This is a genomic window from Streptomyces sp. NPDC045998 (genome assembly GCF_056430285.1).
In genome coordinates, this window is record NZ_JBWKLJ010000007.1 from 367,032 (window position 1) to 380,481 (window position 13,450).

Sequence of the window (13,450 nt, forward strand, 5' to 3'; positions counted from 1 at the left end):
CCCGAAGGACGTATCGTCATGGCCTCCACCCCGGAAACGCCCGCCTCCGCCACGCCCCGCCGCAAGCCCGGGCGGCACCGTGGTGAGGGTCAGTGGGCCAGGGGCCACTTCACGCCCCTCAACGGCAACGAGCAGTTCAAGAAGGACGACGACGGTCTCAACGTGCGGACACGCATTGAGACGATCTACTCCAAGGCCGGCTTCGACTCGATCGACCCCAACGACCTGCGCGGCCGCATGCGCTGGTGGGGCCTGTACACCCAGCGCAAGCCCGGGATCGACGGCGGCAAGACCGCGATCCTGGAGCCGGAGGAGCTGGACGACGAGTACTTCATGCTGCGCGTCCGCGTCGACGGCGGCCGGCTGACGACGCAGCAGCTGCGGGTCATCGGCGAGATCTCGCAGGAGTTCGCGCGCGGCACCGCCGACATCACCGACCGGCAGAACATCCAGTACCACTGGATCCGCATCGAGGACGTGCCCGAGATCTGGCGCCGCCTCGAAGAGGTCGGCCTGTCCACGACCGAGGCGTGCGGTGACACCCCGCGTGTCATCCTCGGCTCCCCCGTCGCCGGCATCGCCGAGGACGAGATCATCGACGGCACCCCCGCCATCGACGAGATCCACCGCCGCATCGTGGGCAACAAGGACTTCTCCAACCTGCCCCGCAAGTTCAAGTCGGCGGTCTCCGGCTCCCCGCTGCTCGACGTGGCGCACGAGATCAACGACATCGCCTTCGTCGGCGTCGAGCATCCCGAGCACGGCCCGGGCTTCGACGTCTGGGTCGGCGGCGGCCTCTCCACCAACCCCAAGATCGGTGTGCGGCTCGGCACCTGGGTCTCGCTCGACGAGGTCCCGGACGTGTACGAGGGCGTCATCTCGATCTTCCGCGACTACGGCTACCGCCGGCTGCGCAACCGCGCCCGCCTGAAGTTCCTCGTCGCCGACTGGGGTGCGGAGAAGTTCCGCCAGGTCCTGGAGGACGAGTACCTGAAGCGCAAGCTGTCCGACGGCCCCGCGCCCGCGCAGCCCGTACAGCAGTGGCGCGACCACGTCGGTGTGCACCGGCAGAAGGACGGCCGCTTCTACGTCGGCTTCGCGCCGCGCGTCGGCCGTGTCGACGGCGCCACGCTCACCAAGATCGCCGAGGTCGCGGAGGCGCACGGCTCCGGCCGGCTGCGCACCACCGTCGAGCAGAAGATGATCGTCCTCGACGTCGAGGAGGCGCAGGTCGAGCCGCTGGTCTCCGCCCTGGAGGCGCTGGACCTCACCGTCACGCCGTCGCCGTTCCGGCGCGGCACGATGGCCTGCACCGGCATCGAGTTCTGCAAGCTGGCCATCGTCGAGACCAAGGCGCGCGGCGCCTCGCTCATCGACGAGCTGGAGCGCCGCATCCCGGACTTCGACGAGCCGATCACCATCAACATCAACGGCTGCCCCAACGCCTGCGCCCGTATCCAGGTGGCGGACATCGGTCTCAAGGGCCAGCTGGTCCTGGACGACGACGGCAACCAGGTCGAGGGCTACCAGGTCCACCTCGGCGGCGCGCTGGGCCTCGAGCCCGGCTTCGGCCGCAAGGTGCGCGGTCTGAAGGTCACCTCGGACGAGCTGCCCGACTACGTCGAGCGGGTCCTCAAGCGCTTCCAGGCGGAGCGCGAGGACGGCGAGCGCTTCGCCACCTGGGCGGCGCGCGCGTCGGAGGAGGCCCTCTCATGAGCGAGCGCGCGGCGCCGTTCTACTGCCCGTACTGCGGCGACGAGGACCTGCGGCCCAGCGAGACCGGGCACGGCGCCTGGGAATGCGCGGCGTGCAATCGAGCCTTCCAGCTGAAGTTCCTCGGGCTGCTGGCCCGGGGAGTTCAGCGCAACGACGGCGGAGGGGAAACGTCATGACGGCGGTTCAGAGCAAGGAAGAGCTGAAGGCGCTCGCCGAGCAGGCGGGCCGGGACCTCGAAGAGGCCACGCCCCTGGAGATCCTGACGTGGGCGGCCGAGACGTTCGGCAAGCGCTTCTGCGTCACCTCCTCCATGGAGGACGCGGTCGTCGCCCACCTCGCCTCCCGCGCCTTCCCGGGCGTCGACGTCGTCTTCCTCGACACCGGCTACCACTTCCCGGAGACCATCGGCACCCGTGACGCCGTGGACGCCGTGATGGACGTCAACGTCATCACGCTGACCCCGCGCCAGACGGTGGCCGAGCAGGACGCCGAGTACGGCCCGAAGCTGCACGACCGCGACCCGGACCTGTGCTGCGCGCTGCGCAAGGTCAAGCCGCTCGAAGAGGGCCTGACCGCGTACGACGCCTGGGCGACCGGGCTGCGCCGCGACGAGTCCCCGACCCGGGCGAACACCCCGGTCGTCGGCTGGGACGAGAAGCGCCGGAAGGTCAAGGTGTCGCCGATCGCCCGCTGGACGCAGGACGACGTGGACGCGTACGTCGCCGAGCACGGCGTCCTGACGAACCCGCTGCTGATGGACGGGTACGCCTCCGTCGGCTGCGCGCCCTGCACGCGCCGGGTGCTGGAGGGCGAGGACGCGCGCGCCGGCCGCTGGGCGGGGCGCGCCAAGACCGAGTGCGGGCTGCACGGCTGATGACGACTGTGGGAGAAGAGAACGTGACTGGGGCCACCATCTGGCTCACCGGGCTGCCGAGCGCCGGCAAGACCACCATCGCGTACGCGCTGGCGGACCGGCTGCGCGGCGAGGGCCACCGCGTCGAGGTGCTGGACGGGGACGAGATCCGCGAGTTCCTCTCGGCGGGCCTCGGCTTCAGCCGTGAGGACCGGCACACCAACGTGCAGCGGATCGGCTTCGTCGCCGAGCTGCTCGCGTCGAACGGCGTGAAGGTCCTGGTGCCGGTGATCGCCCCGTACGCGGACAGCCGTGAGGCGGTGCGCAAGCGCCACCAGCGGGAGGGCACCGGGTACGTCGAGGTGCACGTGGCCACGCCCGTCGAGGTGTGCTCGGAGCGCGATGTGAAGGGCCTGTACGCCAAGCAGGCGGCGGGCGAGATCAGCGGCCTGACCGGCGTCGACGACCCGTACGAGGAGCCGGAGTCCCCGGATCTGCGTATCGAGTCCCAGAACCAGACCGTGCAGGAGTCCGCGGCAGCGGTCCATGCGCTGCTCACCGAAAGGGGTCTCGCGTGACCACCACCGCTGCCAACGCCCTCGACGAGGCGACCGACACCCCGTACGCCCTGAGCCACCTGGACGCCCTGGAGTCCGAGGCGGTGCACATCTTCCGCGAGGTGGCGGGCGAGTTCGAGCGGCCGGTGATCCTCTTCTCCGGCGGCAAGGACTCCATCGTCATGCTGCACCTGGCGCTGAAGGCGTTCGCCCCCGCGGCGGTCCCCTTCTCGCTGCTGCACGTGGACACCGGGCACAACTTCCCCGAGGTCATCGAGTACCGCGACCGCACGGTCGAGAAGCACGGGCTGCGGCTGCACGTCGCCTCCGTGCAGGAGTACATCGACGCCGGCAAGCTGCGCGAGCGCCCCGACGGGACGCGCAACCCGCTGCAGACGGTGCCGCTGACCGAGGCGATCCAGCAGCACCGCTTCGACGCCGTGTTCGGCGGCGGGCGCCGCGACGAGGAGAAGGCGCGCGCCAAGGAGCGGGTGTTCTCGCTGCGCGACGAGTTCTCGCAGTGGGACCCGCGCCGTCAGCGCCCCGAGCTGTGGCAGCTCTACAACGGCCGCCACGCGCCCGGCGAGCACGTGCGCGTCTTCCCGCTGTCCAACTGGACCGAGCTGGACGTGTGGCAGTACATCGCCCGCGAGAACATCGAGCTGCCCGAGATCTACTTCGCGCACGAGCGCGAGGTGTTCCTGCGCAACGGCATGTGGCTGACCGCCGGCGAGTGGGGCGGCCCGAAGGACACCGAGACGGTCGAGAAGCGGCTCATCCGCTACCGCACCGTCGGCGACATGTCCTGCACCGGCGCGGTGGACTCCGACGCCACCACGCTGGACGCCGTGATCGCCGAGATCGCCGCCTCCCGGCTCACCGAGCGGGGCGCGACCCGCGCCGACGACAAGCTGTCCGAGGCCGCGATGGAAGACCGCAAGCGCGAAGGGTACTTCTAACCATGACCAGCACCACCGAGCAGCTCAGCGCCACCACGCTGCTGCGCTTCGCGACCGCGGGCTCCGTCGACGACGGCAAGTCCACCCTCGTCGGCCGGCTCCTGCACGACTCCAAGTCGGTCCTCGCCGACCAGCTGGAGGCCGTCGAGGCCGCGTCCATCAAGCGCGGCCAGGAGGCCCCGGACCTGGCGCTGCTCACCGACGGCCTGCGCGCCGAGCGCGAGCAGGGCATCACCATCGACGTCGCGTACCGCTACTTCGCCACGGCGCGGCGCCGGTTCATCCTGGCCGACACCCCGGGGCACGTGCAGTACACCCGGAACATGGTCACCGGCGCCTCCACCGCCGAGCTGACCGTGATCCTGGTCGACGCCCGCAACGGCGTCGTCGAGCAGACCCGCCGCCACGCGGCCCTCGCGGCGCTGCTGCGCGTCCCGCACGCCGTCCTCGCCGTCAACAAGATGGACCTGGTCGGGTACGAGGAGTCCGTCTTCGCCGCGATCGCCGAGGAGTTCACGGCGTACGCGACCGAGCTGGGCGTCCCGGAGGTCACCGCGATCCCGATCTCGGCGCTCGCCGGGGACAACGTCGTGGAGCCGTCGGCGCACATGGACTGGTACGGCGGTCCGACCGTCCTGGAGCACCTGGAGACGGTGCCGGTCAGCCACGACCTGACGGGCTGCCACGCGCGCTTCCCGGTGCAGTACGTGATCCGCCCGCAGACCGCCGAGCACCCCGACTACCGCGGGTACGCCGGCCAGATCGCGGCCGGTACCTTCCGGGTCGGCGAGCAGGTGAAGGTGCTGCCCTCCGGGCGGACCTCGACGATCACCGGGATCGACCTGCTGGGCGAGCCGGTGGACGTGGCGTGGACCCCGCAGTCGGTGACGCTGCTGCTCGCGGACGACATCGACATCTCGCGCGGTGACCTGATCGTGCCCGCCTCGGACGCGCCCGCCACCACGCAGGACGTCGAGGCGACCGTGTGCCACGTCGCCGACCAGCCGCTCACCGTGGGGCAGCGGGTGCTGCTCAAGCACACCACCCGCACGGTCAAGGCCATCGTCAAGGACATCCCGTCCAAGCTGACGCTGGACGACCTCTCCCAGCACCCGGCGCCGGGGCAGCTCGTCGCCAACGACATCGGCCGCGTCCGGGTCCGTACGGCCGAGCCGCTCGCGCTCGACGCGTACGCCGACTCGCGCCGTACCGGTTCCTTCCTGCTGATCGACCCGGCCGACGGCACCACGCTCGCGGCCGGCATGGCGGGCGAGTCCTTCGCCGGGGCCAAGGCGGCCGCGGCCGTCGAGACCGACGACGAGGGCTGGGACTTCTGACGTGACCACAACCGACGTCTACGCGACCTTCGCCAAGGAGGGCGGCCGGGTCGGCAGCGGCTCCCTCGGCGCGGGAACCGGGGGTGTCGCGCGATGTGCCCGATGACGCCGCGCCCGCTCCCGTACCACGCGTACCGCCGAAGAACGACGACACCGCCGACTTCCCGGCCGCGCCCCTGACGACGATCAGGAGGGCGTAGCGCCGGGCCGACGAGAGGAACGCCCTCCCGTGCCTGCCACCATCCGCGTCACCGCCCTGCGCCTGCGCCGCCGCTTCGCCGCGGCGATCGCCCTGCCGCTGCTGTTCGGCACGCTCGCCTCCTGCGGCTACGGCTCGCAGGCCCCGAAGGAGACCCGGGCGGAGGCCAAGGGCGAGAAGCTCTCGGCCGACCGGGTGCGGCTCGGGTACTTCCCGAACCTCACCCACGGCACGGCCCTCGTGGGTGACCAGGAGGGCTTCCTCCAGAAGGAGTTGGGCGGCACCCGGCTGGACGTGTCGCTCTTCAACGCGGGCCCGTCCGCGATCGAGGCGCTCAACGCCGACTCGATCGACATCGGCTTCATCGGCCCCTCCCCCGCGATCAACGGCTACACCAAGTCCAAGGGCGGCAACCTGCGCATCATCGGCGGGGCGGCCTCAGGCGGGGTCAAGCTGGTCGTGAACCCGAAGAAGATCAAGACCCTGGACGACGTCAAGGGCAAGAAGATCGCGACCCCGCAGCTGGGCAACACGCAGGACGTCGCCTTCCTCCACTGGGCCGCCACGAAGGGCTGGAAGGTCGACTCGCAGAGCGGCCAGGGCGACGTCTCGGTGGTCCGTACGGACAACAAGGTGACGCCGAACGCCTACCAGACCGGCGCCATCGACGGCGCCTGGGTGCCGGAGCCGACCGCCTCGAAGCTGGTCAGCGAGGGCGCGAAGGTGCTGCTCGACGAGTCGGCGCTGTGGCCCGGGAAGAAGTTCGTGATCACGAACATCGTCGTCTCGCAGAAGTTCCTCAAGGCGCACCCGGACGTCGTCGAGGCGGTGCTGCGCGGTGTGGTGACGACGAACGCCTGGATCAACGCCAACCCCGACAAGGCGAAGGCGTCCGCGAACGCCAAGCTGAAGACCATCACGGGCAAGCCGCTGGGCGCGGACGTGATCGACGCCGCCTGGCCGTCGATCCAGTTCGTCGACGACCCGCTGGCCGCCACCCTCAAGGCGCAGGCCGACCACGCGGTGCAGGCGGGTCTGCTGGAGAAGCCCGACCTGAACGGCATCTACGACCTGGGGCCGCTCAACAAGGTCCTCAAGGCCGAGGGCAAGCCCGCGGTCACCGACGCCGGTCTCGGCGTCAAGTGACCCCGGCCCACCTCTCCCCCGCACCCGCACCCGCTCTGAACGACTCTTCCAGGAGGTGACGACCATGGCCACCACGCTCGCCAAGGCCGAGGACCGTACCGCGGTGACCACGCACGCCGCCCGTCTCGAGCACGTCTCGAAGTCCTTCACCACCCCGGCCGGGCGGCAGCTCGTCCTCGACGACATCTCGCTCGACGTCGCGCCGGGCGAGTTCGTGACCCTCCTGGGCGCCTCGGGCTGCGGCAAGTCCACGCTGCTCAACCTGGTCGCGGGGCTCGACCGGCCGTCCGCGGGGTCGATCGACACCCCGGGCGGGCGGCCGGCGCTGATGTTCCAGGAGCACGCGCTCTTCCCGTGGCTGACGGCGGGCAAGAACATCGAGCTGGCACTGCGGCTGCGCGGCGTCCCGAAGAACGAGCGGCGCGACGAGGCGGAGCGGCTGCTGGAGCTCGTCCGGCTGAAGGGCTCGTACGGCAAGCGGGTGCACGAGCTGTCCGGCGGCATGCGGCAGCGCGTGGCGCTGGCGCGGGCGCTCGCGCAGGACAGCGACCTGCTGCTGATGGACGAGCCGTTCGCGGCGCTGGACGCCATCACCCGGGACGTGCTGCACGACGAGCTGACCCGGATCTGGAGTGAGACGCGGCTGTCGGTGCTGTTCGTCACGCACAACGTGCGCGAGGCGGTACGGCTGGCCGAGCGCGTGGTGCTGCTGTCGTCCCGTCCGGGGCGCATCGCCCGCCAGTGGGAGATCGGCATCCCGCAGCCGCGCCGCATCGAGGACGCCGCGGTGGCCGAGCTGTCCATCGAGATCACCGAAGAACTGCGTGGGGAGATCCGCCGTCATGGCCAGCACTGATACGACGACCGTCACGAAGGGCGCCCGGTCCGACGACCTCGCCGGTCTGGAGGCGGGCCTCGACGCGCTGGACGCCGTGCAGGTGGCGCGGACCCCGGTGCGCGACGTCCTGCTGAAGAAGGTCCTGCCGCCGCTGCTGGCCATCGCGCTGGTGCTGGTGGTGTGGCAGTTGCTGGTGTGGGCGAAGGTCACGGACGAGTACAAGCTCCCCGCGCCGTCCGCCGTGTGGGACAGCCTGTCCACCATGTGGCTGCAGGGCACGCTCTTCGACGTGCTGTGGACCAGCGTGTCGCGGGCGCTGCTGGGCTTCCTGATGGCGCTGGCGATCGGTACGCCGCTGGGCCTGCTGGTCGCCCGGGTGAAGTTCGTGCGGGCGGCGATCGGGCCGGTGCTCTCGGGGCTCCAGTCGCTTCCGTCGGTGGCGTGGGTGGCTCCCGCGGTGCTCTGGATCGGCCTCAACGACTCGATGATGTACACGGTGATCCTGCTGGGCGCCGTGCCGTCGATCGCCAACGGTCTGGTGGCGGGCGTCGACCAGGTGCCGCCGCTGTTCCTGCGCGCCGGGCGGACGCTCGGCGCGACCGGGCTGCGGGGCGCCTGGCACATCGTGATGCCGGCCGCGCTGCCCGGCTACCTGGCCGGCCTGAAGCAGGGCTGGGCGTTCTCGTGGCGGTCGCTGATGGCCGCCGAGATCATCGCCTCCTCGCCCGAGCTGGGCCTGGGTCTCGGCCAGTTGCTGGAGCACGGGCGCAACAACATCGACATGCCGGGGATCTTCCTGGCGATCATCCTGATCCTGGTCGTCGGCATCGCCATCGACCTGCTGATCTTCAGCCCCCTGGAGCGGGCCGTGCTGCGCAGCCGCGGCCTGCTGGTGAAGAGCTGATCCCCATGAACGATCCCGTCCTGCTCGTCATCGCCCACGGCAGCCGCGACCCGCGGCACGCCGCGACCGTCCACGCCCTGGTGCGGGCGGCGGGCGCGCTGCGCCCGGGGCTGCGGGCGGAGACGGCGTTCCTGGACTTCAACGTCCCGTCGGTGCCGGCCGTGCTGGAGCGGCTGGCGGCGGAGGGGGTGCGCGAGGTGGTCGCGCTCCCGCTGCTGCTGACGCGCGCCTTCCACGCGAAGGCCGACATCCCCGCCGTACTGCGCGAGGCCCCTCCGTCGCTGCGTGTGCGGCAGGCGGAGGTCCTCGGCCCGTCGCCGCTGCTCCTGGCGGCGGTGGAGCGGCGGTTGTACGAGGCGGGGCTCACCCCCGCCGACAAGGGCTCGACCGGGGTCGTCCTGGCCTCGGCGGGCTCCACGGACCCGGAGGCGATCGCAGTGATCGCAGAAACGGCGCGGGAGCTGCGGCGCACTGGTTGGTGTGCCGTGCGGCCTGCGTTCGCCTCCGCATCTCTTCCCCGGACCGAGGACGCGGTACGGGCGCTCCGCGCCGACGGGGTGCGCCGCGTGGCGGTGGCGCCGTACGTCATCGCGCCCGGCCGCCTGCCGGACCGCATCGCCGAGGGCGCGGCCGGGGCGGACGTCCTCGCCGACGTGCTGGGCCCGTCACCGGAGTTGGCGCGGCTGCTGGTCGAGCGGTACGACGGGGCGCGTGCGGAGGAGCGGGCCGCCGCGGCGTAGGGAACCCGCGGCGCCCAGGCGGGTCGCGCCGTACAGTGGCGTCGTGATCTCGGAGACGTTCAGGCTCGGCGGCGACCTGCCCGTACGGCGGCTCGGCTTCGGTACGGCGCAGTTGACCGGTCCCGGCTACTGGGGGCCGCGCGGTACGCGCGCGGACGCGGTCGCGGTGCTGCGCCGGGCGGTCGAGCGGGGCGTCACGCTCATCGACACGGCCGACAACTACGGTCCCGGCCTCGCCGAGGAGTTGGTGGCCGAGGCGCTGCACCCGTACCCGTCGGGCCTGGTCGTGGCGACCAAGGGCGGCGTGGTGCGCACCAGCGACAGCGCCTGGCACGTGGCGGGCCGCCCCGAGCAGCTGCGCGCGATGTGCGAGGCGAGCCTGCGGCGGCTGCGTACGGAGACGATCGACCTGTACCAGCTGCACCGGCTCGACCCCGAGGTGCCGTTGGAAGAGCAGCTCGGGGCGCTGGCGGAGCTGCGGCGGGAGGGGAAGATCCGGTACGTCGGGCTGGACACGGTGTCCGCCGGGCAGCTGGAGCGGGCGCTCGCGCTGGACGTGGTCCCGGTCGCGTCCGTGCAGAACCGTTTCAACCTGCTCGACCGGTCCTCGGAGGACGTCCTGCGGGTGTGCGAGGCGCACAGCCTGGCGTTCCTGCCGTGGTTCCCGCTGGCGAACGGTTCCCTGACCGGTTCCCCGGCGGCCGGCCTCGACGCGGTCGCCGCCCGGCACGGCGCCACCCGTGGCCAGATCGCCCTGGCATGGCTGCTGCACCGCTCACCGGTCCTGCTGCCCACCCCGGGCACCGGCTCACTCGCCCACCTCGACGAGAACCTCGACGCCGCGTCCGTCCGCCTGGACGCGGACGACCTGGCCCGGCTGGACGGGCTCGCCGCCGCTAGCTGAACGGCGTGCCCTGGTGGAAGTAGAGCAGCCAGCCCCTGCCGGTGCGGCGCCACACCGAACTGCGGTGGGTCCAGTGGCCGTGGGCGCGGTCGTGGTCACGGGCGCGGTCAGTCACGGGTGAGCTCCACCAGTTTGACGACGGTGTTCCAGTTGCGGGTGGTGCCGATGATGCCCTTGGTCAGGGCCGGGCGTCCGAGCGCCTCGGCCAGTTTGGAGCGGCCCAGGCCCTCGGGGGCGTACAGGTAGAGCGCCCGGTCGCCGAGCCGGAACTCCTCGGGCAGGAAGGCGGCTTGGTCGAGCGCGGCGAACCGCTCCGGGCCGACCCGCTCGGAGAAGAAGGTGACGTGGAGCTGCTTGCCCTCCAGCTCGGCGGCGGGGAAAGGGCAGGCGTCGGCGATGGCGCGCAGGTACGTTCCCTCACGGACGACGCAGTCGACGGGGAAGCCGAAGTGCTTCTCGATGGCCCGCTCCAGCCGGAGGCGGAGCGCCTCCTCGCCGCCCTCGACGCCCTCGCCGTCGTCGGATCCGCTGCTGAAGACCGCGTTGCCGCTCTGCAGATACGTCTGTACGTCACCGAGTCCGAGCCCCGCGAGCACCGCGCGCAGCTCGGCCATCGGAACCTTCCGGTGCCCGCTGACATTGATGCCGCGCAGCAGCGCGGCGTACCTCGTCGCCATGGGCACACACCCTAAGGCGGCCGCCGTGCCCCGTGGGGGAGGGCACGGCGGCCGCCGGTCAGGGGCTCCGCGGAGCTGCTACTCGACGATCTTCAGCAGCATGTTGGGCGTGGAGCCGGTGGGGTTGGAGATCTTGCCGGGCGTGGCGCCGTCGACGAGGGCCTTGGCGACCTGCTCCGGGGTGGCGTCCTTGTGGCCCGCGAGGTAGACGGCGGCGGCGCCGACGACGTGGGGCGTCGCCATGGAGGTGCCGGAGATGGTCTTGGTGCCCTCGTCGCTGTCGTTCCAGGCGGAGGTGATGTCGGAGCCCGGGGCGTAGAGGTCCACGACCGCACCGTGGTTGGAGAAGTCCGACTGCTGGTCGTCCTTGGTGGACGAGGCCACGGTGATGGCCTCCTGGACGCGGGACGGGGAGCCCTGGCCGGCGTCCTGGGACTCGTTGCCGGCGGCCACGCCGAAGGTGACGCCGGCGGCGATGGCCTTGCGGACGGCCTCGTCGAGGGCCTCGTCGGCGCCGCCGCCGAGGCTCATGTTGGCGACGGACGGGCCCTGGTGGTTCTTGGTGACCCAGTCGATGCCCGCGACGACCTGCTCGGTGGTGCCGGAGCCGTTGTCGTCGAGGACGCGTACGGCGACGATCTTCGCCTTCTTCGCGACGCCGTGGGCGGCGCCGGCGATGGTGCCGGCGACGTGGGTGCCGTGGCCGTTGCCGTCGTCGGCATCGTTGTCGTTGTCGACGGCGTCGAAGCCGGAGACGGCGCGGCCCTCGAAGTCCTTGTGGCTGACGCGGACGCCGGTGTCGATGACGTACGCGGTGACGCCCTCGCCCGCGCCGTCGGGGTAGGTGTACGCGCTGTCGCCCGCGGTGTCGGCCTGGTCGACGCGGTCGAGGCCCCAGGACGGCGGGTTGGCCTGCGTGGCGTCGATGGTGAACTTCTTGTTCTGGACGACCTTGGCGACGGCCGGGTCGGCCGCCAGTCGCTTGGCCTCGGTCTCCGAAAGCCCGTTGGCGGAGAAGCCGTTGACGGCCGAGCTGTACGCGCGCTGGAGCTTGCCGCCGTACTCCTGCGCGAGCTTGGCCTTGTCCGCCTTTTCGTCCAGCAGGACGATGTAGCTCCCGGCGACGGCGCCTTCGGCGCCCAGGCCGTACACGGTGCCCTCGGCCGCGGCCTCGGGCGCGGTACCGGCGGAGGCGTGGGGCGCGCTGAGGGCGGTCACTCCGGCGACGGCGGCGATGGCCGTGGCGAGCTTGATCCGGCGGGCGCGCTTGTGGGTGGTCATGAAGAGGGGTCTCCTCGTCATCATTTGTGGGGGGATTGACCTCCGGACGGAAGATCTCCGGGGGTTGGTTCGAAACCCTGACCGATTGACGCGCCTAGATCAAGAGCTTCATACGCCTGTGACTTACTCAACAAGTGTTCGTAATGAGAAATGGGGGCAAGTCGAGTAAAGCGGTCTGCTTGAATCCTTTACGATCCCATCGACTTCACGAGACCTCCACGAGAAGCGCGCAGGCAGGCGGGCCTCTTCGCCTCAACTCCGCACCACGGACGAGCCGTTCACCGACCACACCGGGCGTCCGCCGGGCGGAGGCCTGAATATGCTCACGGTTCCGGAATGAAGGCGGGGTCGATGCCCATCGCGGCCACGCCCTCGCGCACGGAGTGGTGGAAGTGTCCGATCTCCGCCACGAGAACGCCCCAGGCGACGGGCGCGGTCCAGAAGTCCGGCGAGAAATTCGAGCCGATGCGCCAGCCCTCAGCGGAGTTCGCGATGCGGATCAGCCCTGGTTCCGCCTGCATCGAGTCCAGCGCGAAGTCCCCACGGCCGGCATCCGGGCTCCGGAGCCAGAGCGCCAGGTGGTACGCCAGCTCGGCCACGGGGAACGCCTCCTCGGACCACACCTCACGCCCTGACTCCCGGATGGACAGCTCCGCCTCGATGTCGAGGAGCAGCACCTCCAGGGGCGCCTCCCCCGGGGTAAGCCCGCGCCGCGACAGGTCCGACAGTCCGAAGTTCCGGCACACGAACCGCACCGCCCGGCCTCCATGAACTCTGAGGCCCGTTAAACGTCCAGGCCGACCAAATCCGGACAACCGTACCAACGGGCACCAGGCGCGCTGCCGAGCCCTCCCCGAATCGGACGGCGACGCGGACGCGGACGCCGACGCGGCCCGTCAGCGGCTGGGCCCAACCGCTCGCGCCTCGACACCGACCGCGCGCAGTGCGGCCGCGAGCTGCACGATCTCGGGCATCGTGCCCGCGTGCCGGCCCGACCGAACCTCCCCCAGCTTTGCCTTGGCGGCGGCCGGGTTCAGGTCCAGCGCCGCCCGGAGCACCTTCATCGCCACCGCCGCTCGGACATCGCCGTCTCCAGTCAGTTCGAGCCGCGCCGGGCTGTGTTCACCACCGGCGAGCAGTCGCTCGCGGAGTTCGGCAGGCGCGGCGTCCCGCCCGCAGAGGAGAACGGGGCCACAGGACGGGCAAGCCGTCTCGATGCTCCATTCCAGCCGTCCGGAGATCAGGCTCTGGCCGCCGGAGGCCGCGGCCTCGGCTCCACAACGGAGGCAGGGCATGGTGAACCGGACGTGGTCCCACGCGCTTTCCTCACTCACCTACT

The 13,450-nt window shown here is 71.3% G+C and carries 16 protein-coding genes; 11 read left to right on the forward strand and 5 right to left on the reverse strand.

Features of this window, described 5'->3' with window-relative positions; translation table 11 throughout:
- The first annotated feature begins 18 nt into the window (after positions 1–18).
- The 11 genes from AC07FJ_RS22675 to AC07FJ_RS22725 all read left to right on the forward strand — a co-directional run bounded on the left by AC07FJ_RS22675 (position 19) and on the right by AC07FJ_RS22725 (position 10,153).
- Complete coding sequence (locus AC07FJ_RS22675) at positions 19–1,716, forward strand: nitrite/sulfite reductase (protein ID WP_468287932.1); 1,698 nt, start codon at positions 19–21, stop codon at positions 1,714–1,716.
- Positions 1,713–1,892, forward strand: coding sequence for a hypothetical protein (locus AC07FJ_RS22680; RefSeq protein ID WP_355361148.1), 180 nt, complete (start codon positions 1,713–1,715; stop codon positions 1,890–1,892). Before AC07FJ_RS22675 ends, AC07FJ_RS22680 begins: the two co-directional genes overlap by 4 nt.
- Complete coding sequence (locus AC07FJ_RS22685) at positions 1,889–2,590, forward strand: phosphoadenylyl-sulfate reductase (protein WP_361424808.1); 702 nt, start codon at positions 1,889–1,891, stop codon at positions 2,588–2,590. The genes AC07FJ_RS22680 and AC07FJ_RS22685 overlap by 4 nt, the downstream gene beginning before the upstream one ends.
- The gene (cysC, locus tag AC07FJ_RS22690; RefSeq protein ID WP_479051151.1) at positions 2,590–3,147 is read left to right on the forward strand and encodes an adenylyl-sulfate kinase; all 558 of its coding nucleotides are present in this window, start codon (positions 2,590–2,592) and stop codon (positions 3,145–3,147) included. The genes AC07FJ_RS22685 and cysC overlap by 1 nt, the downstream gene beginning before the upstream one ends.
- Positions 3,144–4,085 (forward strand): sulfate adenylyltransferase subunit CysD, encoded by a 942-nt coding sequence (cysD, locus tag AC07FJ_RS22695; RefSeq protein WP_361424802.1) that lies wholly within the window; start codon positions 3,144–3,146, stop codon positions 4,083–4,085. Before cysC ends, cysD begins: the two co-directional genes overlap by 4 nt.
- A gap of 2 nt (positions 4,086–4,087) precedes the next feature.
- A complete protein-coding gene (locus tag AC07FJ_RS22700; protein ID WP_479051152.1) occupies positions 4,088–5,422 on the forward strand; it encodes a sulfate adenylyltransferase subunit 1 in 1,335 nt (444 codons plus the stop codon).
- Between the two features lie 229 nt (positions 5,423–5,651).
- Positions 5,652–6,767, forward strand: a complete 1,116-nt coding sequence (locus AC07FJ_RS22705) for an aliphatic sulfonate ABC transporter substrate-binding protein (RefSeq protein ID WP_479051153.1) — start codon at positions 5,652–5,654, stop codon at positions 6,765–6,767.
- A gap of 64 nt (positions 6,768–6,831) precedes the next feature.
- A complete protein-coding gene (locus tag AC07FJ_RS22710; protein WP_479051154.1) occupies positions 6,832–7,623 on the forward strand; it encodes an ABC transporter ATP-binding protein in 792 nt (263 codons plus the stop codon).
- On the forward strand, positions 7,610–8,509 hold the full coding sequence (locus AC07FJ_RS22715) for an ABC transporter permease (RefSeq protein ID WP_361424790.1): 900 nt from the start codon (positions 7,610–7,612) through the stop codon (positions 8,507–8,509). Before AC07FJ_RS22710 ends, AC07FJ_RS22715 begins: the two co-directional genes overlap by 14 nt.
- Before the next feature lie 5 nt (positions 8,510–8,514).
- Positions 8,515–9,249, forward strand: a complete 735-nt coding sequence (locus AC07FJ_RS22720; RefSeq protein WP_479051155.1) for a sirohydrochlorin chelatase — start codon at positions 8,515–8,517, stop codon at positions 9,247–9,249.
- Between the two features lie 43 nt (positions 9,250–9,292).
- Complete coding sequence (locus AC07FJ_RS22725; RefSeq protein ID WP_479051156.1) at positions 9,293–10,153, forward strand: aldo/keto reductase; 861 nt, start codon at positions 9,293–9,295, stop codon at positions 10,151–10,153.
- Here the strand turns inward: AC07FJ_RS22725 and AC07FJ_RS22730 are convergent.
- The 5 genes from AC07FJ_RS22730 to AC07FJ_RS22750 all read right to left on the reverse strand — a co-directional run bounded on the left by AC07FJ_RS22730 (position 10,146) and on the right by AC07FJ_RS22750 (position 13,445).
- Positions 10,146–10,268, reverse strand: a complete 123-nt coding sequence (locus AC07FJ_RS22730) for a hypothetical protein (RefSeq protein WP_479051157.1) — start codon at positions 10,266–10,268, stop codon at positions 10,146–10,148. The genes AC07FJ_RS22725 and AC07FJ_RS22730 overlap by 8 nt on opposite strands.
- Positions 10,261–10,830, reverse strand: coding sequence for a DUF1697 domain-containing protein (locus tag AC07FJ_RS22735; RefSeq protein WP_479051158.1), 570 nt, complete (start codon positions 10,828–10,830; stop codon positions 10,261–10,263). Before AC07FJ_RS22735 ends, AC07FJ_RS22730 begins: the two co-directional genes overlap by 8 nt.
- 78 nt (positions 10,831–10,908) lie before the next feature.
- Positions 10,909–12,111 (reverse strand): S8 family peptidase, encoded by a 1,203-nt coding sequence (locus AC07FJ_RS22740; protein WP_479051159.1) that lies wholly within the window; start codon positions 12,109–12,111, stop codon positions 10,909–10,911.
- A 323-nt stretch (positions 12,112–12,434) separates the two neighbouring features.
- Positions 12,435–12,866: a DUF7878 domain-containing protein gene (locus tag AC07FJ_RS22745; protein WP_479051160.1), complete on the reverse strand. Its 432-nt coding sequence runs from the start codon at positions 12,864–12,866 to the stop codon at positions 12,435–12,437.
- 141 nt (positions 12,867–13,007) lie between these two features.
- On the reverse strand, positions 13,008–13,445 hold the full coding sequence (locus AC07FJ_RS22750; protein WP_479051161.1) for a hypothetical protein: 438 nt from the start codon (positions 13,443–13,445) through the stop codon (positions 13,008–13,010).
- Between the last annotated feature and the right edge of the window lie 5 nt (positions 13,446–13,450).

Coding starts and splice junctions, on each gene's coding strand:
- AC07FJ_RS22700 (WP_479051152.1), top strand. CDS start 4,088: ATGACCAGCACCACCGAGCAGCTCAGCGCCACCACGCTGCTGCGCTTC.
- AC07FJ_RS22680 (WP_355361148.1), top strand. CDS start 1,713: ATGAGCGAGCGCGCGGCGCCGTTCTACTGCCCGTACTGCGGCGACGAG.
- AC07FJ_RS22735 (WP_479051158.1), bottom strand. CDS start 10,830: ATGGCGACGAGGTACGCCGCGCTGCTGCGCGGCATCAATGTCAGCGGG.
- cysC (WP_479051151.1), top strand. CDS start 2,590: ATGACGACTGTGGGAGAAGAGAACGTGACTGGGGCCACCATCTGGCTC.
- AC07FJ_RS22740 (WP_479051159.1), bottom strand. CDS start 12,111: ATGACCACCCACAAGCGCGCCCGCCGGATCAAGCTCGCCACGGCCATC.
- AC07FJ_RS22685 (WP_361424808.1), top strand. CDS start 1,889: ATGACGGCGGTTCAGAGCAAGGAAGAGCTGAAGGCGCTCGCCGAGCAG.
- AC07FJ_RS22710 (WP_479051154.1), top strand. CDS start 6,832: ATGGCCACCACGCTCGCCAAGGCCGAGGACCGTACCGCGGTGACCACG.
- AC07FJ_RS22715 (WP_361424790.1), top strand. CDS start 7,610: ATGGCCAGCACTGATACGACGACCGTCACGAAGGGCGCCCGGTCCGAC.
- AC07FJ_RS22720 (WP_479051155.1), top strand. CDS start 8,515: ATGAACGATCCCGTCCTGCTCGTCATCGCCCACGGCAGCCGCGACCCG.
- AC07FJ_RS22675 (WP_468287932.1), top strand. CDS start 19: ATGGCCTCCACCCCGGAAACGCCCGCCTCCGCCACGCCCCGCCGCAAG.